This window comes from Streptomyces sp. NPDC051180 (assembly GCF_040689545.1).
In the GTDB taxonomy this organism is placed as follows: Bacteria; Actinomycetota; Actinomycetes; order Streptomycetales; family Streptomycetaceae; genus Streptomyces.
The window spans coordinates 470,492-491,588 of the sequence record NZ_JBFBBC010000001.1; the positions used below are offsets into that span (position 1 = coordinate 470,492).

Sequence of the window (21,097 nt, forward strand, 5' to 3'; positions counted from 1 at the left end):
GGACCCCGTCAGCGCTGGGTCGGGCTCGCCGTCGCTGCCGCCGTCCGTGTCCCGGCGCGTGGTGTCGGCAGGGGCGGGCGGTGGGGCGGTAGGGGTGATCCGTCGGCCTGGCCCGTGCCGGGGCCGAGGGTCGCGAGGAGTCGGCGCAGGGCGGTGCGGGCCTGCGGGGCGTCGACCTGGGCTTCGAGCTGCGCGAGGGCGTGGCGCGCCCGGTGGCGGGCACGGCCGGGGTGGCCGGCACGGTGGTCGGCGAAGGCGTGGGCGTAGTGGGCCAGGGCCGTGGCCCAGGCGTCGTTCTGTCCGCTGCGCTGGGCGAGTGCGCGGCGGGCGGTCGAGGCGGCGGCGGTGGGCGAGAGGTGGGCCTGGACCACGGACAGGGCAGCGAGGCTGACGGTGGGCGGCGGGCCGCCGGGGGCGCCGGTGGGCACGGTGTCGGCCGCCAGGCGGTACTGGACGGCGGCGGCCTCCAGGTCCTGCCGCTGCCAGGCCAGGGTGCCGCGGACGTGGGCGATGCGGCCGACGAGGGCGTCGTCGCCGTCGAGGACGGCGACCGGCCAGGCGAGGTCAAGGAGGGCGCGTGCCTCCTGGGGGTCGGCGGCCGCGCCGAGCCAGGCCGCGAGCCATCGGCCGTGGGTCAGGAGCCTGCTGTCGGCGGGGAGCCGGGGCAGGAGCGCGTGCAGGTGGCCGGCGCCTTCCGCGGCATGGTCGTGGACCGCCCACCAGAACCAGAGGTGGAGCATCGCCTCCAGCGCGGTCTCGGCGAGGTCGGCCCGGCCCGCGGCGTGTCGTACGAGCGCGGTCAGGTCGTCGTGTTCGTCCCGGACGGTCTGCACGGCCTGGCGCTGGAGGCCGGTGTTCCAGAGGGTCTCGGCGACGGCGGCGACACCGCGGAAGTGCACGGCGTGGCGGTCGCGCGTGGCCTGCAGTTCACCGGCCGCGCCGAGCCGCTCCGTGCCGAAGTCGCGGGCGGCCCGGGTCATGCGGTAGCGGGGCCGGTGGACCGCGCCCGGGTCGCCGAGCACCTGGAGCACGCCCGTCGCGCTCAACAGCGCCAGGGCGGGCGGAACTTCGTGCGGCGCGAGGCCGGAGCCCGCGCACACGAACGCCGCGGCCGTCTCGGTGAACGGCCCTTCGAAGACGCTGAGGCGGCGCCAGGTCCGTCGGGGTGCCGGCGGGCAGAGGGCGTGGACGGCCCCGACGGCGGTGCGCAGGGAGCGGTGGCGTCGCAGCGGCGGTGCGGGGTCGGCCAGCCGGCACTGGTCGGTCGCGACGTGTTCGGCCAGTTCGTCCATCGTCCACTCCTCCAGTCGGCCCGCGGCGAGTTCGAGGGCGAGCGGGACTCCTTCGAGCAGCCGGCACACCCGGGCGACGACCGCCGGGTCGGGTTCCTCGCCGTTCCATCCCCGCTCGCGCGCGCGGGCGAGGAGGAAGGCGGCGGCGGGTGAGTGGCCGGGGTCCGTCCCTCCCGTCTCCACGGGCAGCGGCCCGAGGCGCAGCACCGTCTCGTCGCCGAGTCCGAGGGGCCGTCGTGCGGTCACCAGGATCCGCAGCTCCGGCCGGGCCATCAGCAGGGCCTGGACGAGTCCGACGCATTCGGTGTGCACGGGGTCGACGTCGTCCAGAAGGAGCAGGAGGTCGCCGGGCGGCAGGGCTTCGACCACGGCCGCGAGGTCCGAGGCGGGTCTGTCGGGCGGCGGGGTGGTGGTCAGGGACCGGAGGAGTCGCGCCGTCAGGGCGTGGCGTCCGACGGGGATCCCGTCGTGCCAGCGCACCTGCACGGTCTTCGGCCAGGGTGCTTCCGGGAGGGCGGCGGCCGCCTGGGCCAGCCGGCTCTTCCCCGTGCCGACCGCTCCCGTCACGGTGACCAGGCGGTGCCGGGAGACGGCGTCTCGGAGTGCCGCGAGGTCGCGGTCGCGCCCGGCCCGGGTGGTGGGGCCGTCGGGGTGCCGTTCCACGCGCCCGGCGTCGTGCCCCTCGCTGTGGGTCCTCTTCTCCGGCACGGGCCACTCTCCAGGTCGTCGCTCTCGCCCTCGGACGCCCCACCCGCCGAGGTCGGCGGATCGCTGCGGAAAGCCGCAGGTCCTGCTTGCAGAACCGTCACTGCACCCGGCGTCACGGCAACCCCAACGCGCCGCCCCGCGCCCGAGTGGCGCGCGGCGCGACGGAACCACTCTTCGCGGTGAACGGACGAACATCTGCCTGATATCACCCACCCGTCCCCGATGCGCCCGCGAGTCCGGTCGCCCCACGCCCGCCCGCACGCCCACTCCGCGGGCGCCCGATGTCCGAGCCGTGCCGTAAGGTGCGCGCAGTCGCCGCCCAGGGAGATTCGCGTGTCCGTTCGTGCCCGGCTCCGTGCCACCGTTCCCGCTCCGCTGTCCGCACCGGGGGCCGCTCCGCCGGAGATCACGGGGCAGCCCGGGCGCCGGCTGGTCGTGCAGAGGAGCGACGAGGTGGTCGTCGCCCAGGCGCTCGACGACGACTTCCACGCCCGTCCGGGACCCGCGGTCCGCTTCCCGGCACCATGGCCCCGCGGCCGCGGGGCCTTCGCGGTGGCGCCCGACGCGGGTCTCGCGGTCTTCGCCGGCGTCCACGCGGTGCGCGCGGTGGAGCCGTCGGGGGCGACCCGCTGGGAGGTCCGGCACGGCTGCTGGTCGGGCGCGTGCCCGGAGACACACCTGTCCTACGAGGAGTACGCCGACCTCCCCGACCACCGGTACCCCGACGGCGGCTCGGCCGGCTTCTCCGCCGACGGCACGCTCGTCTGGGCCCATGTCCGCGGGCCGCTGGCCGACGGCGCACCACTCCCGGGGGCCGTCGACGAGTGGCTGCTGCTCGACGCCGTCGACGGCCGGGTCCGTGCGCGCGTGGACAGCAGGTCCACGGCGGTCGGCAGCTTCCACCTCGCCCACCCCACCGATCCGGGCCAGATGGGGCTCAGCATCGGCGAGGGCCAGGACGGAGCGCCTCTGCGCTGGGGCCGGTGGGACGGGCAGACGCTGGAGGTCGCGTACCTGGAGGACGACCTCTGTCTGCTGAGCGTGAGCCCCTCCGGCGACCGGCTCATGACCGTCTCCCACGACCAGGACTCCCTCGCCGTGCGCGACCCCCGGGGAGCCGTGGCGGAGGGCGGGGAGTGGGACGCCGCTTCGGCGGTGCCCCGCCACCCCGACGCTCCCCCGCCGTCCGACGACGAGGACGAGGACGACGAGGCACCCGTGTACTGGGACTGGGCCGGCGGCTTCGTCGACGAGAGGACACTGATCGTCTCCACCGTCGAGAGCGACGAGGACTGGGGCCGCGACCGCCACTGGTTCGTCGACACCACCACGCCCGCGGCCGTGCGGCCGGTCGTCTACCCGTCGCCGGTCGCCGGAGAGCCCATGGCGCTCGGGGGCGGCTGCTGGTCGACCCTGTCCGAGTCCCGCGACTCCGTGCGGGTCTGGGACGCGCCGACGCCTCGGGGCTGAGGCGAGCGCCCGGCCGGATCGCCCCGGCGGGGAGCGCCCGGCCGGGCTGCCCGGAACCGGACGGCCCGTTTCCGGAGGCCGACACACACGTCCCGTCCTAGGCTGGGGGTCAGCCTCAGGGCCGTAGCGGCAGCACGCGGGACAGGTGGGACGTGAGAGGACCCGGGATCGACTATCAGGCGGTCTTTCAGGCGACGCCGAGCGCGGTGGCCCTGTTGACGCCGGACCTGGTCTTCGTGGACGTGAACGAGGACTACCTGTCCGTCTCCGGCCGCACGCGGGAGCAGATCCTCGGCCACTACCTCTTCGACGTCTTCCCGGACAATCCCGAGGACCCGTCGGCGAACGGCATGCGCCACCTCACCTCCTCGCTGGAGCGCGTCGTCTCCACCGGGGAGCGGGACAGCATGGCGCTGCAGCGCTACGACGTCGAGAGCCCGGAGCGGCCGGGTGAGTGGCGGGAGCGGTACTGGAGTCCGGTGAACGCGCCCGTCCTCGCCTCCGACGGATCCGTGGCGCTGCTGGTGCACCGGGTCGAGGAGGTCACCGAGCTCATCCGGGCCCGCGGCGACGACGGTGACGGGGGCCGCGCGCAGGTCCTCGAATCGGAGCTCTACGGCCGCGCCAGGGAGCTCCAGGCGGTCAACGAGCGGCTGCGCCGCGCCCACGCCCGCGAACGGGAGGTGGCGCTCCACCTCCAGGAGGCGATGCTGCCCACGCCCCGGCCGCTGGGGCTGCACCATGCCGCGGTGCGCTACCGGCCCGCGACCGCGGCGCTGAACGTCTGCGGCGACTGGTACGACCTGGTGGACCTGGCCGGGCGGACCGCGGTCGCCGTCGGTGACGTCGTGGGACACGGGCTGCGGGCCGCGGGCGTGATGGGGCAGCTGCGCAGTGCCCTGTCGGCCGCCTCGCGTGCCGCCGGCGGCCCCGCGCAGGCGCTCGACGTGCTCGACCTGTACGCCCGCGACACCGCCGGCGCGGAGTCCACGACCGCCGTGTCCGTCTTCATCGACTGGCATGCCCGGACGCTCACCTACAGCAGTGCCGGGCATCCCCCGCCGGTCCTGTGCCGTCCCGACGGCACGGTGGTCCTGCTCGACGGGGCCACCGATCCACCGCTCGGCGCCCGGCCGGAGCACACGGCGCGGCCCCAGGCCGTCACCGGCTTCCCCGACGGCTCGGTGCTCGTCCTCTACTCGGACGGCCTCGTCGAGCGCCGCAACGAGGACATCGACACCGGTCTGGCCAGGCTCACCGAGGCGCTCGCGCGGCACCACACCGCTTCCCCCGACGCGCTGGCCGACCTCCTGCTCGGCAGTCTGCTGCCGCCGGCGGGCAGTACGGACGACACCGCGCTCGTGGTCCTCCGCCTCCTGCCCCCGCAGGGTGCGGGCGCGCCGTACGGTCCGTGACGCGGGCGCGTCCCGGCATGCCGATGGCGCCCGCACGGGGTGCGGGCGCCATCGGAGGAAACGGGTGACCCGAGCTCAGCCGCGGACGATGTTCTCGGCCTGCGGGCCCTTCTGGCCCTGCGTGATGTCGAAGGTGACGGCCTCGCCCTCCGTCAGCTCGCGGTAGCCGTTGCCCGAGATGTTGGAGTAGTGGGCGAAGACGTCCGGGCCGCCGCCGTCCTGGGCGATGAAACCGAACCCCTTCTCGGAGTTGAACCACTTCACAGTGCCGCTGGCCATGCTCGTTCCTCTGGTCAATTCAGCAGCGGCCCGGTCTCGGGCCCCTGGGGCGCTCCTGCACGGGCGCCCACACGCGTCTTCCCCCATCTCACCCGTCCCTACACCCATCAATCCGATCTTCTTACAGGGATCGTCGCCGTCATGTGTCCGTCCGGGGCGGCGCCTTCGCCCGCGCGGGTGCGCGCGGCACCCTTCCGGTGGTGCGGCGACCTGGACTTTCGGGCCACTTGTTGGATCTTCGTGGCGGATTCTTGAGCGGGGACTCCGGCGCGGGCAGGGTGGACGTCATGACTCTCGCGACTGCCCTGACGGACCGCCGGAACTGGACGGTGGCCCCGGCCGCCCTCGCGGTGGACGCCGACGTGCTGACGGTGGAGGCGCACGCGGGCACCGACGTCTTCACCAACCCGCTGACGGGCGAGGTCCGGGACGACGCGGCGCGGGCCCTCCTCGCCCCGCCTCCGGGCGACTGGCAGTTCTCGGCCCGTCTCCGCGTCGGCTTCGGGGCGCCGTGGGACGCGGGCGGCCTCCTCCTGTGGTCGGCGCCGGACGTCTGGGCGAAGCTCACCTTCGAGCAGTCGCCGGACGGCCGGCCCGCGGTGTACTCGGTCGTCACCCGGGGTCTCTCGGACGACGCGGTGGGGCAGCCCCTCGATCCGGAGTCGGCCTGGCTGCGGATCAGCCGTGTCGACGACGGGTTCGCCTTCCACTCCTCGTCCGACGGCCGTTCCTGGCGCCTCGCCCGGCAGTTCGGCCTGGGCACCGCTCCCGATCCGAGGGTGGGACTCACGGTCCAGTCCCCGGTCGGCGACGGCTGTGTCGTGGCGTTCGACCGTGTGACGCTGACGCCGACCCGTCAGGCCGACCTCTTCGACGGGAGCTGAGCGAGGAGCCGCGCGCGGGACGGCGGTACGCCCACGGCGCACGCGCTCGCCCCGCCGTCCCGCGCGGGATCGCCAGCCTCCGTCAGTCCGCGGTGGCGAGCAGGAGCTCGGCGGCGACGGTGGTCCCGTCGGTGCGGAGGGTGGGCGCGATCTCCGTGGCGCGGGACCGGATCGCGGGGGCGAGGACGGTGCCGAGCGCGGCGGCGAGGGAGTCGGCCGTCGGGGCGGGATCGTCGTACGCGGCGCCGATGCCGAGTGAGGTGACGCGCTCGGCCCAGTACGGCTGGTCGGCGCCCCGGGGCAGCACCAGCTGCGGCACACCCGCCTGTGCGGCGGTCGTCGTCGTGGCGGCGCTGCCGTGGTGGACGACGGCGGAGGTCCGGCGGAAGAGCCTCTGGTGGTTGACCTCGCCGACGACGAAGCAGTCGGGCGTGGACTCGGCGGGGGCCAGGTCGGCCCAGCCGCGGGAGACGACCACGCGGTGTCCCCGGGCCCGCGCCGCCTCGACGGCGGGGAGGGCGACGTCCTTCAGCACGCCCATGGGCATGCTGCCGAAGCCGACGTAGACGGGCGGCTCTCCGGCGTCCAGGAACTCCACGAGGTCGGCGGGGAGCGGGCGTTCGTCGGTGACGTGCCAGGCGCCGGTCTGGACGACGCCGAGTCCGGTCGGCTGCCACGGGGAGAGCACCGGGTCGGTGGCGAGCCACGGCCGGTCGGTGAACGCGTAGCCGCGGACGTCGTCCACCGGCGGCAGACCGAACGAGGCCCGCCGGGTGTTGAGCATGTCGCCGAACATCGCGCGGGCGATCCGCGCATCCTCCTCCCACAGGGCCCGGTTGTCGGTGACGCCGTCCGGCAGGGGCTGTCCCCTGCGGCCCGGCGGCCGGCGGTCCGGCGACGGCAGGCTGACGGGCTGGTGGCCGGCGTGCACGTAGCGGATGCCCAGTCGCTCGGCCGCCGAACGGGCCCCGGTGACGGCGGGCAGCGGCCCGGTGGCCACCAGGACGTCCGCGCCCTCGGCCGCCTCGGCGACCGTGGTGAGCTGCGCGTCCATCAGCTCGGCAGCGCGTTCGGCCAGGCCCTCCGCCGAGCCCGGCGTCACGGTCGTGACCAGGGGCCGTACGGGCCGGCTCGTCGGCACCATGGGCACGCCGAGTTCCTCCAGCCTCCGCGCGAACTCCTCGTCGGGCGGCGCGCACACCCGTGCCTCCGCGCCGAGTTCCCTCAGCCTCGCCGCCAGCGCCGCCATCGGCTCGACGCTTCCCCGCGACCCGTACGTCGTCAGCACCACACGCATGTCGTGACTCCCCGTCTCCGTCTCCGTGATGTCCGAAGGCGAGTCTGCGGGATGCGCCGGGACCCGCCGTACTCAGGGGTGGGGCGGCCTCCCGGGCACGCGCCCGGTCGTACGGGGACCGATCCGGGGCACGCGCGCGAACGGGCCCCGCCCCCGGGAGTACGGGGAGCGGGGCCCTGTCGCGCTGGACGGGTTAGGTCCGGCGGGTGTCAGCGCGCGGAATCCCCGCGTCGGCGCCGCATCCACCAGGTCAGCGCGCCGCCGACGGCCGCCAGGGCGGCGGCGACGGTGACGAGCAGACCGACGGGAGTGTCGGAGCCGGTGTCGGCGAGACCGCCGTCAGGGGTGTGGGCCGGCGGGGTGGTCGGGACCGTGCCCGGGGTGGACGGGGCCGGTCCCGGGGCGGTCGGGGTGTCGGTCGGTCGCGGTGTGCCGGTCTGGGTGGGGTGCGGCGTCGGGGTGGGAGTCGGATCGTCGTCGCCGCCGCCCGAGGTGTCGCCCGAGGCGTCGCCGCCGGCGTAGGAGATGTCGGTGTCCCGGTAGGACGTGTCGTCCGACTGCAGGGACGTCCGGGTGGTGGTGTCCAGCGTGCGGTTCTCGACCTGGAACCGCGTGCGGGAGATGTTCTGCTTCGGCGCCTTGGTGAAGTCCACGCCGCCGATCATGTAGACGGCCACCTCACCGCCGTACTTGAGCTCGTACCTGAAGTCGCCCTCCTTGAACGACTTCACCATCTCGTCGAAGACGGTCTTCTTGTCCCAGTCCGCGTGGGGCGCGCGCAGCGGCCAGCGGGAGACGTCGTTGCTGTCGATGATCGGGCGGAAGTCGGACGCCTTGCGGGCGTCCTGCTGCCGGATCCACTCGGCGGCGACGCGGGACGTGTAGACGCGGCGCAGGTCGGCGTATTTCGGCGACTCGTTGACGAGCTTCTTCACGATCGGGGTGAGCATGGTGTCGATGCTGGCCTGGCCCTGCTTGATCTCGGCCTCGGTGAGGTCACAGCCCTCGCCGCCGGGCCCCGGGGTGTCGTACTTCTGGGCGACGGACTTCACGTTGAGCGGGGCGTCGAGGATGTACAGCCCGCCGTCCTGCTCGCGGACCTGCGCGGGCTCGGGCTCGATCCAGTACCGGCCGGAGTGCAGGCACGGGAAGCCGTTCCTGCGCGGGAGGGAGTCCCAGAAGCGGTCGCCCACTTCGGTCTCGGGGTCCATGGCACGGCCGTAGTCGCGCTTCATCTCCATGTCGGCCTGGAGCAGGACGCGGCCGGCGTCGGTCTTGGCGAACTCCTTGTCCATGATCGTCTCCGGCTGGTCCGGGTTGAGGTTGACCCACATCCGGTCCGGAGTCAGTGCCAGCCAGGTGAACAGCGCGTCGGAGGCCATGGTCATCTTCGCCTCGCCGCCGAAGCCCGGGGTCTCGTCCGGGTCGGGCATGAGGTCGGCCTTCATCGAGTAGGCCATGCCCTTGCCCTTCTCCAGCCCGCCGACGAAGCGCAGTTCGAGGGTGGTGAAGTCGATCCCGCCCGGTCCGCCCCTGGGGAGCGTGCCGCGGGTGTCGAGGCGCCGGGCCTCGGCCTGGATGCGCCGGGCCTCGTCGAGGGTGCGTCCGGAGCCCTTGATGCGGTCGTTCGCCGGACCGCGGGTGCCGCAGGAGCTCGCGGGGGCGGCTTGCGCGGTCGCTCCGGCACAGCCGGGGGCGAACCACTTGTCGTACTGCGAGTAGCCGCGGATGGGCTTGGTCTGCGGGATCGCGTTGTACTGGCGCTGGAAGCCGCGCACCTGGTTCGGCTTGCCCCGGGACTGCTCCAGTTCACGGTTGAAGCGGTCGATCTTCGCGCGCTCGCCCTTGGAGAAGGTCTTGCCGCCGTTGAAGCGGAAGGTGTGGTCCTTCTTCACCTCGGCGATCATCCGGTCGACCTTGAGCTGGTCGTTGCGGAGCTTGGAGTTCGACTTGAACTCGTTGAACTCCTTGGTCCTCTGGTTGTAGGCGTCGTAGCGCCGTTCGGCGATCTTCTTCCCGTTCTCGTCGAAGACCTCGACCTTGACCTCGCACAGCCAGTCCGGGCCGACGAGCTGGAAGTCCTTGACGAGGCGCCGCTCGAACGACGAGCCCTTGTGGTTGTTGGTCTCGTTGCGGATGTACCGCTTGTCGAACCAGTGCTTGAAGGAGAGGCCCTCCTTGTTGGCCAGGTACCGGGCGTAGATCTCCATGGACTTGTCGGAGGGCTTGCCCGACGCGGCGGCGATCCTCGCCCACTTGTCGTAGTTCTTCTTGGGGTCCGGGTCCTGGGAACGGGCCTCGGTCTTCTGCGCCTCGGTCGGCGCGCCCAGGCCGTCGTACGCCTGGCCCGGCAGGGCGTAGTTGTAGTTCTTAGGGTCTCCCGCCCAGACGGCGAAGTTGCCGGTCGGGTCGTCGGGGAAGCCGGAGTTGCGCGGCGTGGTGGCGTACGGGCGTCCGACGTGCTTGGTGTCGCAGCGCTGCCCGCCGATCTTGACGCTGGTGGGCGCGGCGGCGGCCGGGTCGAGGCCGGAGCCGGGCAGACCGGTCAGGGTCATCGCCCCGGCGAGGCCGCATGCCGCCGCCAAGCGGCCGATCAGCCGCCATCCGCGCGACGTGTGTATGGATCCGTTCAAGGTGCTGGTCGTCCCTCGTCGTCATGGGGGCGCAGAGGGGGTGCGGGGCGGCGCTTGAGGCCCCCGTGACGTAAGCGCCGCGTAAGCCACCATCGTGACGCGCCACGACGCGACGACCGCGGGATTTGTTCGGGTGGGTCGGTGAACTTCCGTGAATCTTTTGTGGGTTGAGGGTCGCAACGGATGATCGACCTGCCGCCGGGGCGTCGTCGGCGGTGCTCAGCCCCCGATGAACCAGAGCTCTTCCATCGTCAGGGTGTACGCCTCGGTGTGGCGCACCCGGAACACGGAGGTCTGCAGGTGGGGCCACGCCCACGGGTCGGCCCGTCCGAGGCCGAGGGCGACGAGGGCCTTCCACTCGACGTCCTCGGGCTCCTCGTCCAGGTCGAGGTCGAGGTCCTCCAGGACGCCGGCGGGGACGCCGAGCGCCTCGACGAGGGCGTGCGGGTCCCCGGTGAGCTTCCACGGGTCCATCGTGGGCCAGCCGGACGCGTGGAACAGCGGGCCGCCGGGGAGCCGGATGACGTCCTCGGTGTGGGCCTCGCCGCAGTCCACCTCCGCGCGGCCGACGATCCGGGCGTGCGGGTAGCGCCGTTGGAGCTCCTCCGTCAGGGCGAGGAGCGGCTCGTCGTTCCCGTTGTCCACGAAGGCCGGGTCGGAGACGGCGGTGACGTTCCCCCAGCAGCCGACCCGGATCAGCTCCAGGTCGGCCCGCGTCTCCAGGTACGGCGACTCCCCCGCCGGCCGGCCCGGCAGCTCGCCCAGGACGGCGTCCACGGTGGGGAACTCCTCGGCGAAGCGGCGCGCCCGTACGGGGTCGTGCGGGGGCAGCTCGGTGGCCGCGACGTCGAAGGGCGGCTCCAGGATGGTGATCGTGAAGGTGCCGCTCCCCTGCACGACGCGGTCCGGCGGCGAGGTCCAGAACTCGGTGTGGGTCATGCCCGCCACCGTAGCGACTCCCCGTGCCGGTACGGACGTTCGCCCTGTGCGCATCAGGGGAGTCGGGGCGGCGCCCCGTGGCGCAGGCGGTGGTCGGCGCCGTGGCGGACGCGCCGGGTCCGGCCTCGCTCGGCCAGGAGGCGCAGGGCCTCGGGCGAGGTGGGCACGGGCGTGGTCGCGACGGTGCGCTGGAACCAGTCGGAGGCTCCCGTGACCTCGTCGGCGGACCACGGCTCTCCCCGCGCGACGGTGTCGAGCAGCGTCCACTCCCGCAGGCGCCGGACGAGGAAGTCGTCTCCGGCGCAGGCGTCCGCCAGGGCGGCGGACCAGTCCGTGAAGCGAGGGCCCGTCAGGAGGGCGGCGGCGCGGCGGTCGACGTGGCGGCCCACCGCACTGCTCGCCATGCCCCTGTCCGGGTCACTCAGGACGCTCGCCACGAGTGAGACCTCGTCCGCGTCGGCCACGGCCTCCAGGGCGCGCAGATGGCCCGCGAAGCGCCGGTGCTCGGCGGGTTCCGGGTCGGCGGGTTCCGGGTCGGCGGGTTCCGGGTCGGCGGGCGAGATGTCGCCCGCGTGCGCGCCGTCGGCAAGGAGGCGTGCTGCGTCGTCCGGGCGTGCGCCGCCGACGGGCCCGGGAGTGGCGGGGAGTGACGGGTCGTCGATGGTCGTGGGCCTTCCTGCGGTGGTCGGTCGGCGGCCACGATAGCGGGGGGGGCGGCTGCCGGATCCGCCGGATCGTCCCGTATCGGGAGCGGGAGAAAACACTTGGACCCCGTGGGTGCCGGTACGGGAGAATCCGTTTGCTCGCCTTTCGGTATGACAACACTGGGTTGGGTATGGGATCACCTGAATCGCACGACGGTTTACCGAGCAAGGGTTCGGTCCTCCTCGCACTTCGCTCCTACACACGGGAACTGGTCCGCCTCCGGTGGCTGACCCTGCCCGCGATGCTGCTGCCGGCGCTGGGCAACATCGGGATCCACTACATCGCGCCGCTGGTCGTCGCGAAGCTCGTCGGCCGGATCGCCGGGGACGGCGGCGCCACCGTGGCCCTCGGTTCGATGCTGCCGTACGTCCTGCTGTTCGCGGGCGTGCTGCTCGCTGCCGAGGGAATGTGGCGACTCGGGCTGCACTGTCTGAACCGGGTCGACGCACGCGGCATCGAGCACCTCTACGTGACCGGCATGGACGAGCTGTTCGCCAAGGACGCGGCCTTCTTCCACGACAACTTCGCCGGCTCGCTGACCAAGCGGGTGCTGAGCTTCGCCTCCCGCTTCGAGGAGTTCGTCGACACGCTGACCTTCTCGGTGATGGGAAGCTTCCTGCCGCTGCTGTTCGCGTCGGTGGTGCTCTGGCAGTACGACCCGCTGCTGGTGGTCGGCCTTCTGACGATGATCGCGGTCACCGGGCTCATGGCCGCGCCGCTGATCCGTCGCCGTCAGGCGCTCGTCGCCCGTCGCGAGCAGGCCATCGCCCGGGTGTCGGGGCACGTCGCCGACAGCCTGATGAACATGGACACGGTCCGGGCGTTCGCCGCCGAGGACCGGGAGGCCGCCGAGCACCGCTCCCGCGTGGCCGAGTCCCGGCGGCTCACCCTGCGCTCCTGGGACTACGGCAACCTCCGGATCGACACGCTGGTCGCGCCGATGTCGGTGCTGACCAACGTGCTGGGCCTGGTGCTCGCGCTGGGGCTCGGCGGGGCGGCCCACGGCGTGGAGGCGGTCATCGTCGCCTTCACCTACTACGCGAACGCCACCCGCATCATGTTCGAGTTCAACCAGATCTACCGCCGCCTGGAGAGCTCCATGACCGAGGCGGCCCAGTTCACCGAGTTGCTCGTCGAACCGCCGACCGTCCGCGACGCCGACCACCCGGAGCCGCTCGTCGGCCGTCCGTCCGCCGTCCGCTTCGACGGCGTGACGTTCGCGCACGGCGGCGGGAAGCCGCTGTTCGAGGGGCTGGACCTGGACGTGCCGAGCGGGGCGCGGATCGGGCTGGTCGGTCGGTCCGGCGGCGGGAAGACGACGCTGACCCGGCTGCTGCTGCGGATGACGGACATCGACGGCGGCCGCATCCTCGTCGGCGGGCAGGACATCAGCCGGATGCGCCAGGCCGACCTGCGCGGTCTGATCGCCTACGTGCCCCAGGACCCGGTGATGTTCCACCGGACGCTGCGGGACAACATCGCGTTCGCGCGGCCGGACGCCACCGAGGCCGAGATCCGGCAGGCCGCGGAGGCCGCGCACGTGACGGAGTTCGCCGACGGGCTTCCCGACGGGTTCGCCACGATGGTCGGCGAGCGGGGGGTGAAGCTGTCCGGGGGCCAGCGCCAGCGGGTCGCCCTCGCCCGGGCGATCCTGCGCGACGCGCCGATCCTGCTCCTGGACGAGGCGACCAGCGCGCTGGACTCCGAGAGCGAGATCCTCGTCCAGGACGCCCTGTGGAGGCTGATGGAGGGGCGGACGGCGCTGGTGGTGGCGCACCGGCTCAGCACGGTGGCCACGATGGACCGCCTCGTCGTCCTCGACCGGGGCCGGATCGTCGAGCAGGGCTCGCACCAGGAACTGCTCGACGCCAAGGGCGCGTACGCCCGGCTCTGGCAGCACCAGTCGGGCGGCTTCCTCGACGACACGGCCGGCGACGTCCGTCCGTCGGAGGACGCCGCCACCCCGGTGGACCTGCGCTGACGCCGCACACCCCCTGACCCTGCCGGGCGGGTCAGGGGGCACACCCGTCGGCCTCGCGGCCGCCCGCTCCGGACTGTGGTCCGGTGCGGGCACATCCGTGCGAGAGGTGTGGTGACGCACCTCGTGAGCCGCGTGCACCCGCGAGGATGAGCTGCGCGGACTCCCGGCTCGGCGTGCGATCCACGGGGGCCCGATCGTCGGAGAGTGGGCGCCGACGATCATCCCCTTCGAGCAGGGAGCCTGATGGGCACGCGCCCCCTCCTTCGTTGCCGCCGGACCCTCGCCGTCGCGGTGCTCGCCGCCGTGACCGCGGCCGCGCCCGGGGCTCTGCCCGCGCGCGGGTCGTCGGCGTCCGCCGCCGCGCCGGCCTTCGACACCTCACCCGCCCGGGAGGCGCTGGAGCGCCTGCTGCCCTCCAGGGCGGACCAGTTCACCCTCGTCCCGGTCGAGGAGCCCCCCGCCGGCGCCTCCTTCTCGGTCTCCGGCGAGGCCGGCGCCGTCGAGGTGCGCGGTACCTCTCCGGCGACGCTGCTCGCCGGCGTGGGCTGGTACCTGGAGCGGGTCGCGGGCGTCGACATCGGGTGGCCGGGCGAGAGCGTGCAGCGGCTGCCCGCCACACTGCCGGGGGTGCCGGCCACCCTCACCCGGTCCGCGACGGTGCGCCACCGCTACGCGCTCAACGACACGGACGAGGGGTACTCCGGCGCCTACCGCGACTTCGACTCCTACCGGCACGACATCGACGTGATGGCGCTGCACGGAGTGAACGAGGTCTTCGTGCCGACGGGCGCCGAGTACCCGTACCACCAGGCGCTCCAGGAGTTCGGCTACGACGCGGCGGAGCTGCGCCGCTGGATCCCCGCACCCGCCCACCAGGCATGGTGGCTGCTGCAGAACCTGTCGGGGTTCCCTGATCCGGTGTCCGAGCAGCTCGTCGAGGCACGGGCGGCCCTGGGGAGCCGGATCGCGCGGCATCTGCGCGCGCTCGGCATGACACCGGTGCTGCCGGGCTTCTTCGGCACGGTGCCGCCGGACTTCGCCGCCCGCAACCCGGGCGCGGTGACGGTGCCTCAGGGCAAGTGGGTCGGGTTCGACCGTCCCGACTGGCTGGATCCGACCGGCCCGGTCTTCGGCCGGCTGGCGGAGGCGTACTACCGGGCCCAGCGGCAGCGCTTCGGCGCGACCTCCATGTTCAAGATGGACCTGCTGCACGAGGGCGGCACCCCGGGTCCGGTCGACGTCGCCTCGGCGGCCGGGGCCGTCCAGCGGGCACTGGAGGCGGCGCATCCCGGCGCGGTGTGGGTGATGCTCGGTTGGCAGACCAACCCCGGCGCGGCGCTGCTGAGCGGGGTGGACCGCAGCCGGGTGCTCATCGTCGACGGGCTCTCCGACCGGTACGACGGCCTCGACCGGGAGACGCAGTGGGGCGGCACCCCCTACGCCTTCGGGGCGATCCCCAACTTCGGCGGCCACACCAGCCTGGGCGCCAACACGGGCGTGTGGACGAGCCGCTTCCACGCGTGGCTGGCGAAGCCGGACAGCGCGCTGGCCGGCATCGCCTACCTGCCGGAGGGCACCGGCGGGAACCCCGCCGCCTTCGACCTGTTCGCCGAACTCGCCTGGCAGCCGGGTCCGGTCGACCGTCAGGAGTGGTTCGCCGCCTACGCCGCCCGGCGCTACGGCGGCGCCGATCCGCACGCGGCGGCCGCGTGGGAGCAGCTGCGGCTCGGCCCGTACAGCGGGCTCTCCGGTACGTGGAGCGAGCCGCAGGACAGCCTCTTCACCGCGCGCCCGAGCCTGACCGCGTCCCGGGCGGCGCGGTGGAGCCCGACGGCCATGCGCTACGACCCGGACACGGTGGAGCGGGCGCTGGCGGAGCTGCTGCGGGTGGCGCCGGCGCTGCGGACCACGGACGCGTACCGGTTCGACGTGGTGGACGTGGCACGGCAGGCGCTCACCAACCGTGCGCGGGTCCTGCTGCCGAGGATCAAGAGCGCGTACGAGGCCGGGAAGCTGGAGACGTTCCGGTCGCTGGTGCGGGAGTGGAGCGCGGACGAGGAGCTGCTCGGCCGGCTGGTCGGCTCCGACCGGCGGTTCCTGCTCGGTCCGTGGCTGGCCGGCGCCAGGGCGTGGGGCGGCGACCCCGCCGAGCGCGACCGGCTGGAGTACGACGCCCGCTCGATCCTCACCACCTGGGGCGGCCGGGTGCCGAGCGAGACGGGCGGGCTGCGCGACTACGCCAACCGCGAGTGGGACGGGCTGGTCCGGGACCTCTACGCGCCGCGCTGGAACTCCTACTTCGCGCGTCTCGACCGTGCCCTGGTGACGGGCACGGCGCCGGAGGCCGTCGACTGGTTCGCGGTGGACGACGCCTGGGCCCGGGGGCACGGGACGTATCCGACGGAACCCACCGGTGACCCCGTGTCCCTGGCGGGCGAGGTGCACGCGGCGCTGGTCGCGGCCACGTCCGCGCGCGTCGTCGAGGGGCGCGCGGGCCGCGTGCGCCGCGGCTGATCCCGTGCGCGTACGGAGGCCGCGGGGGGGGGCCGTCGAGGCGTCCTGGCGCCCCGCCCGTGCTTCGACGACGCTCTCGGCGGGGCGGCCCGCCGCCGGGCCCCTGGGGGCGTCTTGTCGATCATGTCCCTGAGGCGCACGGCCCTCCGCGTCACTCCACCGTCCCCCACCACGTGCCGCCGCGGGTGGCGTCCGCGGCCGGGTGGTCGGGGGCGCCGTCGGCGAGCGCGAGGCGGGTGACGACGCGGTAGCGGTCGCCCCGGTAGAGGGAGCGGACGTACTCGACGGGCCGGCCGGCCGTGTCGGAGGTGATGCGGTCGAAGAGCAGGGCGGGCGAGAGGACGGGCACGTCGAGGAGGTCGGCCTCCTCCTCGCTCAGCACGGTCGGTTCGATGGACTGGACGGCGTGGGCCGTGCGGATGCCCCGCCGCTCGCGGAGGTGGGCGTAGAAGCCGCCTTCCATGTCCGCCGCGGTGAGGCCGGGGACGAGGTCGGCCGGGACGTGCAGCTGTTCCAGGGCGATCGGCGCTCCGTCGACGTGCCGGAGGCGGGTCACGTGGACCAGCTCGGCCGCCGGGGAGAGGGCGAGTTTGCGGCCGATGCGGGCGCCGGCGCGCACCGTGCGGAGGTCGAGCACGGTGCTCGTCCAGCTGCCGGGGCTGCGGGGGACGCTCGCCGCGGGGTCGTCGGCGACCAGCTCCTGGGTGATCTTGGCGGGGGCGACGAACATGCCACGGCCGTGCTCCCGCACCAGGAGACCGGTGGCGACGAGTTCGTCGACGGCCGCCCGGAGCGTGGGGCGCGAGACGCCGAGCGAGGCGCACAGGGTGCGCTCGGAGGGGATGGCGTCGCCGGGGCGCCGGCCGTCGATCACGGCGAGCAGGTGTTCGCGTACCCGTTCCCGCTTCAGTTCCATCGTGCCCTCCCCGGTGCGCCGTCCGCCCGCGGGTCAGTATGCATCCCCTTCGGTCGACGAGGTCACGAGGCCGTCGCGGGTGAAGTCGAGCCGGGAGACAATGCGGTAGCGGTCGCCCCGGTAGACGGAGTGGACGTACTCCACGGGGCGGCCCGCCGTGTCGAGGGTGAGGCGTTCGATCAGGAGCGCGGGCGAGAGGACCGGCACGTCGAGGAGCGCGGCCTCGGCCTCGCTGACGACGGTGGGTTCGATCGACTGGGTGGCCTCCTGGACGTGGACCCGGTGGTGCTCCCGCAGGTGGTCGTAGAGGTCGCCCGCCTCCAGCTCCTCCGGGCTGAGCGCCGAGCCCACCAGGTCCGCCGGGATGTGCAGGTGCTCGATGGCCATGGGCGAGCCGTCGACGAGGCGCAGGCGGGCGACGTAGAGCAGCTCGGCGGCCGGTGAGAGGCGGAGCCTGCGGCCGATGCGGGCGCCGGCGCGGATGGTGGCGGACTGCAGGACGGCGCTGGACCAGTCGCCGGAGGCGCGGGGGACGGCGAAGGCCGAGTCGTCCGGGGCGAGCCGCTGGGTGATCTTGGCGGGGGCGACGAACATGCCGCGGCCGTGCTCCCGCACGAGCAGGCCGGTGGCGACGAGTTCGTCGGCCGCGGCGCGCAGGGTCGGGCGCGAGACCCCCAGCGAGGCGCAGAGGGTGCGCTCGGAGGGAATGGCGTCGCCCGGCCCGAGGCCCTCGATCAGGCCCAGCAGGTGTTCCCTTACCCGCTCCCGTTTCAGCACCCCGCCGGCGGAGCCGTCCTTCATGCCACTCTCCCTGACTGGTCAACTGGTAAGGACGATAGTAGCCGGACCAGTTGACCTGTGACCCGATGAACAGCACATGTTTTTCTGGGGATTGACGGCTCTCCCGGTCCATGCCACCTTCTGGTCACACACCTGACCACTTGACCAATTGGTCAACTACCTTTCGAGGTGCCCGTGAAGACAAGACCCCTCGCCGGCCCCGTCGCCCTCGCGGCGGCCGTCGCCCTCGCCGCGACCGCCTGTGGCGGCCCGGACGATCCGGCGGCCTCCGGCGGACCGGAGAAGGTCACCGTGTGGATCATGAAGGACAGCGTCACCGACGCCTTCCTCACCCGCTTCCGCACCGGCTTCGAGGCCGAGCACAAGGACATCGACCTCGACATCCAGATCCAGGAGTGGGACGGCATCGGCGAGAAGGTGACGGCCGCACTCGCCAGCAACGACGCCCCCGACGTCATCGAGGTCGGCAACACCCAGGTCGCGCAGTACGCGGCGAGCGGCGGCGTCCGCGACCTCAGCGACCGGACCGCCGAGCTGAACGGCGCCGACTGGCTGCCCGGTCTCGCCGAACCCGGCAAGGTCGACGGCAAGCAGTACGGCATCCCCTGGTACGCGGCCAACCGCGTCGTCATCTACCACAAGGACCTCTTCGCACGGGCCGGCGTCACCGCGCCGCCGAAGACCCAGGACGAGTGGCTGGCCGTCACGGCGAAGCTCGACAAGGGCGCCACGCAGGGCATCTACCTGCCCGGGCAGAACTGGTACACCCTCTCCGGCTTCGTCTGGGAGGCAGGCGGCGACCTCGCCGTCCAGGACGGTTCCGCGTGGAAGGGCGCGCTCGACACCCCGCAGGCCCTGTCCGGCATGGACTTCTACCGGCGGCTCCAGGCCCTCGGCAACGGCCCCAAGGACTCCGACGAGGCCAAGCCCCCGCAGGCCGAGGTCTTCGCCAAGGGCGACGTCGCCCAGATCATCGCCGTGCCCGGCGGGGCGAAGATCGTCGAGGAGATCAACCCCGCCCTCAAGGGCAAGCTCGGCTTCTTCCCCGTGCCCGGCCGGACCGCCGAGCAGCCCGGCGCGGTCTTCACCGGCGGCTCCGACCTCATCGTCCCCGAGGCGTCCACCCACCCCGACGCCGCCTACCAGGTCGTCAAGGCGCTGGCCGGGGAGAAGTGGCAGACGGACATGGCGAAGACGATGAGCTACGTCCCCAACCGCACCTCCCTCGCACGCGTCATCCAGGACGACGAGGGCACGGCCGCGATGGCGGCCGGCGCCGCGCGCGGCCGGGCGACGCCGAATTCCCCCCAGTGGGCCGCCGTCGAGGCCACCAACCCGATCAAGCAGTACATGACCGCCGTGCTCACCGGCACCGACCCCGCCAAGGCGGCGGCGACCGCGTCCGCGAGCATCACCCGGACCCTCGGCTCGTGAGGCAGGCCCCACGGCTCGCGAGCAGGATCCCCCGGCTCGCGGGACGGGTGCCCGGTCCGACGGGAGAGCTCCCCTCGCCCGAGGCGCCCGCCCCCCGGCGTCCGGGAAGGCCCGCGGGATCGCTCCTCCCCTACCTCCTGGTCGCCCCCACCGTCCTCGGCGGCGCGCTCCTCCTCGGCTACCCCCTCGTCCGCAATCTGCTGATCTCCTTCCAGCAGTTCGGGATGGGCGAACTCATCCGCGGCGGCGCAGGTTTCGTGGGAGTGCGGAACTACCGGACGGTGCTGGCCGACCCCGAGTTCTGGGAGGTCGTCCGCCGCACCTTCTGGTGGACCCTGGTCAACGTCACCCTGATCATGGTGATCGGCACGCTGGTCGCCCTGATGATGCAGCGCCTCGGCCGGCGGATGCGGATCCTGGTGACGAGCGGACTCGTCCTCGCCTGGGCGAGCCCGGTGATCGCCACCACCACCGTGTTCCAGTGGCTCTTCGCCTCCCGGCTCGGCGTGGTCAACTGGGTCCTGGTCCAGCTGGGGTTCACCTCCTTCGAGGGCTACTCCTGGCTGGCGGACGGTCCCGCCGCGTTCACGGTCCTGGTCCTGCTGGTCGTCTGGCAGTCGGTGCCGTTCGCGGCGATCACCCTCCACTCGGCGCTGCTGACCGTCCCCGCCGAGCTGTACGAGTCCGCCCGGCTCGACGGCGCCGACGGCCGCCGGATCTTCCGGTCGATCACCCTGCCGCTGCTGAGGCCGGTCTTCGGCCTCGTCCTCTGCCTCGAGGTCATCTGGGTGTTCCGCTGCTTCGCCCAGATCTGGGCCGTCACCAAGGGCGGGCCGGGCGAGGCGACGACCACCCTGCCCGTCTACGCCTACCGGGTCGCGCAGTCCCTGCACCGCTACGACCTCGGGGCGGCCGTCTCCACCCTCACCGTCCTCATCCTCACGGCCGTGCTCATCGCCTACTTCCGCCAGCTGCTCCGACAGGAGGCCGACCGGTGACACCGCGCGCCCTGCGCCGGCTCCCGCTGAACACCGCGGCGGCCCTCGTCTTCGCCGTCGCCGTCTTCCCGGTGTACTGGATGGTCCTCACCGCCTTCCGGCCGACCCGCGACATCCAGTCCGAGACCCCGCGCTTCCTGCCCGGCTCGGTGACCCTCGACCACTTCCGGCACGCCGTGGCGGCCGACGGATTCTGGACCTTCTGGACCAACAGCCTCCTCGTGACGGCCGGTTGCGTCCTGCTGGCCCTCGTCGTCGCCCTCGCCGCCGCCTTCGCCGTGGCGCGACTGCGGTGGCGCGGCCGCCGCGCCTTCCTCCTGATGGTGTTCCTCGCCCAGATGGCGCCGTGGGAGGCGCTGCTGATCCCGATGTACGTCATCGCCCGGGACGCCGACCTGCTCGACCGGCTGGCGACGCTCAGCCTGGTGTACTTCATGATCACCCTGCCCTTCACCGTCGTCACCCTCCGCTCGTTCCTGGCGGGCGTGCCGGCGGAGCTGGAAGAGGCCGCGCAGGTCGACGGCTGCACCCGGGTCGGCGCCTTCCGGCGCGTGACCCTGCCGCTCCTCGCGCCGGGGCTCCTCGCCACCTCGCTCTTCGGCTTCATCACCGCCTGGAACGAGTTCGCCTTCGCCAACATGCTGATCATCAAGAACCAGGACGACCGCACCCTGCCGGTCTGGCTCTCCTCGTTCTCCAACGTCTTCGGCACCGACTGGGGCGCCACCATGGCCGCCTCCACCCTCTTCGCCCTGCCCGTCCTCGTCCTCTTCCTGGTCCTGCAGGGCCGGGTCGCCGCCGGAATGACCGGCGGAGCCGTGAAGGGATAAC

At 73.4% G+C, this 21,097-nt stretch carries 17 protein-coding genes; 9 read left to right on the forward strand and 8 right to left on the reverse strand.

The genetic code is table 11. From position 1 onward, the window contains the following. Window positions 1-8: 8 nt before the first annotated feature. A complete protein-coding gene (locus tag AB0424_RS02105) occupies window positions 9-2,000 on the reverse strand; it encodes a hypothetical protein (RefSeq protein WP_366301459.1) in 1,992 nt (663 codons plus the stop codon). Window positions 2,001-2,333: 333 nt separating this feature from the next. On the opposite strand from AB0424_RS02105, the gene AB0424_RS02110 reads away from it, so the two are divergent. Further along, window positions 2,334-3,470, forward strand: coding sequence for a hypothetical protein (locus AB0424_RS02110; protein ID WP_366301461.1), 1,137 nt, complete (start codon window positions 2,334-2,336; stop codon window positions 3,468-3,470). A 152-nt stretch (window positions 3,471-3,622) separates the two neighbouring features. Further along, complete coding sequence (locus AB0424_RS02115; RefSeq protein ID WP_366301463.1) at window positions 3,623-4,885, forward strand: SpoIIE family protein phosphatase; 1,263 nt, start codon at window positions 3,623-3,625, stop codon at window positions 4,883-4,885. A 75-nt stretch (window positions 4,886-4,960) separates the two neighbouring features. On the opposite strand, the gene AB0424_RS02120 is transcribed toward AB0424_RS02115, so the two are convergent. After that, window positions 4,961-5,164 (reverse strand): cold-shock protein, encoded by a 204-nt coding sequence (locus AB0424_RS02120; RefSeq protein WP_030213732.1) that lies wholly within the window; start codon window positions 5,162-5,164, stop codon window positions 4,961-4,963. 287 nt (window positions 5,165-5,451) lie between these two features. On the opposite strand from AB0424_RS02120, the gene AB0424_RS02125 reads away from it, so the two are divergent. Further along, window positions 5,452-6,048 (forward strand): DUF1349 domain-containing protein, encoded by a 597-nt coding sequence (locus AB0424_RS02125; RefSeq protein WP_366301465.1) that lies wholly within the window; start codon window positions 5,452-5,454, stop codon window positions 6,046-6,048. A gap of 82 nt (window positions 6,049-6,130) precedes the next feature. On the opposite strand, the gene AB0424_RS02130 is transcribed toward AB0424_RS02125, so the two are convergent. From AB0424_RS02130 to AB0424_RS02145, 4 genes are all read right to left on the reverse strand, one after another. Then, window positions 6,131-7,345, reverse strand: coding sequence for a glycosyltransferase (locus AB0424_RS02130; RefSeq protein WP_366301466.1), 1,215 nt, complete (start codon window positions 7,343-7,345; stop codon window positions 6,131-6,133). 209 nt (window positions 7,346-7,554) lie between these two features. Further along, a complete protein-coding gene (locus AB0424_RS02135) occupies window positions 7,555-9,978 on the reverse strand; it encodes a hypothetical protein (protein WP_366301467.1) in 2,424 nt (807 codons plus the stop codon). A gap of 219 nt (window positions 9,979-10,197) precedes the next feature. Further along, a complete protein-coding gene (locus tag AB0424_RS02140) occupies window positions 10,198-10,917 on the reverse strand; it encodes a DUF6333 family protein (RefSeq protein WP_366301468.1) in 720 nt (239 codons plus the stop codon). 53 nt (window positions 10,918-10,970) lie between these two features. Continuing rightward, window positions 10,971-11,321, reverse strand: coding sequence for a hypothetical protein (locus AB0424_RS02145; RefSeq protein ID WP_366301469.1), 351 nt, complete (start codon window positions 11,319-11,321; stop codon window positions 10,971-10,973). A gap of 78 nt (window positions 11,322-11,399) precedes the next feature. On the opposite strand from AB0424_RS02145, the gene AB0424_RS02150 reads away from it, so the two are divergent. The 3 genes from AB0424_RS02150 to AB0424_RS02160 all read left to right on the forward strand — a co-directional run bounded on the left by AB0424_RS02150 (window position 11,400) and on the right by AB0424_RS02160 (window position 16,117). After that, the gene (locus AB0424_RS02150) at window positions 11,400-11,567 is read left to right on the forward strand and encodes a hypothetical protein (RefSeq protein ID WP_366301470.1); all 168 of its coding nucleotides are present in this window, start codon (window positions 11,400-11,402) and stop codon (window positions 11,565-11,567) included. Window positions 11,568-11,752: 185 nt separating this feature from the next. After that, window positions 11,753-13,603 (forward strand): ABC transporter ATP-binding protein, encoded by a 1,851-nt coding sequence (locus tag AB0424_RS02155; RefSeq protein WP_366301472.1) that lies wholly within the window; start codon window positions 11,753-11,755, stop codon window positions 13,601-13,603. 243 nt (window positions 13,604-13,846) lie between these two features. Next, on the forward strand, window positions 13,847-16,117 hold the full coding sequence (locus AB0424_RS02160) for an alpha-N-acetylglucosaminidase (protein ID WP_366301473.1): 2,271 nt from the start codon (window positions 13,847-13,849) through the stop codon (window positions 16,115-16,117). 151 nt (window positions 16,118-16,268) lie between these two features. Here the strand turns inward: AB0424_RS02160 and AB0424_RS02165 are convergent, their stop codons facing one another. Then, on the reverse strand, window positions 16,269-17,033 hold the full coding sequence (locus AB0424_RS02165) for a GntR family transcriptional regulator (RefSeq protein ID WP_366301474.1): 765 nt from the start codon (window positions 17,031-17,033) through the stop codon (window positions 16,269-16,271). Between the two features lie 33 nt (window positions 17,034-17,066). Continuing rightward, entirely contained in the window at window positions 17,067-17,834 is a 768-nt protein-coding gene (locus AB0424_RS02170) for a GntR family transcriptional regulator (RefSeq protein ID WP_366301475.1), read from the reverse strand. A 174-nt stretch (window positions 17,835-18,008) separates the two neighbouring features. Between AB0424_RS02170 and AB0424_RS02175 the strand changes: the two genes are divergently transcribed. The 3 genes from AB0424_RS02175 (at window position 18,009) to AB0424_RS02185 (ending at window position 21,096) form a co-directional block, all read left to right on the forward strand. Then, window positions 18,009-19,268, forward strand: coding sequence for an extracellular solute-binding protein (locus tag AB0424_RS02175; protein ID WP_366301477.1), 1,260 nt, complete (start codon window positions 18,009-18,011; stop codon window positions 19,266-19,268). Between the two features lie 137 nt (window positions 19,269-19,405). Further along, window positions 19,406-20,266, forward strand: coding sequence for a sugar ABC transporter permease (locus tag AB0424_RS02180; protein WP_366301857.1), 861 nt, complete (start codon window positions 19,406-19,408; stop codon window positions 20,264-20,266). After that, window positions 20,263-21,096 carry a carbohydrate ABC transporter permease gene (locus AB0424_RS02185; protein WP_366301478.1) on the forward strand — a complete coding sequence of 278 codons (834 nt, stop codon included), beginning with the start codon at window positions 20,263-20,265 and terminating at the stop codon, window positions 21,094-21,096. Before AB0424_RS02180 ends, AB0424_RS02185 begins: the two co-directional genes overlap by 4 nt. Window position 21,097: the final 1 nt, after the last annotated feature.

Coding starts and splice junctions, on each gene's coding strand:
- AB0424_RS02165 (WP_366301474.1), bottom strand. CDS start 17,033: ATGGAACTGAAGCGGGAACGGGTACGCGAACACCTGCTCGCCGTGATC.
- AB0424_RS02160 (WP_366301473.1), top strand. CDS start 13,847: ATGGGCACGCGCCCCCTCCTTCGTTGCCGCCGGACCCTCGCCGTCGCG.
- AB0424_RS02130 (WP_366301466.1), bottom strand. CDS start 7,345: ATGCGTGTGGTGCTGACGACGTACGGGTCGCGGGGAAGCGTCGAGCCG.
- AB0424_RS02170 (WP_366301475.1), bottom strand. CDS start 17,834: ATGAAGGACGGCTCCGCCGGCGGGGTGCTGAAACGGGAGCGGGTAAGG.
- AB0424_RS02155 (WP_366301472.1), top strand. CDS start 11,753: ATGGGATCACCTGAATCGCACGACGGTTTACCGAGCAAGGGTTCGGTC.
- AB0424_RS02140 (WP_366301468.1), bottom strand. CDS start 10,917: ATGACCCACACCGAGTTCTGGACCTCGCCGCCGGACCGCGTCGTGCAG.
- AB0424_RS02145 (WP_366301469.1), bottom strand. CDS start 11,321: ATGGCGAGCAGTGCGGTGGGCCGCCACGTCGACCGCCGCGCCGCCGCC.
- AB0424_RS02125 (WP_366301465.1), top strand. CDS start 5,452: ATGACTCTCGCGACTGCCCTGACGGACCGCCGGAACTGGACGGTGGCC.
- AB0424_RS02150 (WP_366301470.1), top strand. CDS start 11,400: ATGGCCCGCGAAGCGCCGGTGCTCGGCGGGTTCCGGGTCGGCGGGTTC.
- AB0424_RS02120 (WP_030213732.1), bottom strand. CDS start 5,164: ATGGCCAGCGGCACTGTGAAGTGGTTCAACTCCGAGAAGGGGTTCGGT.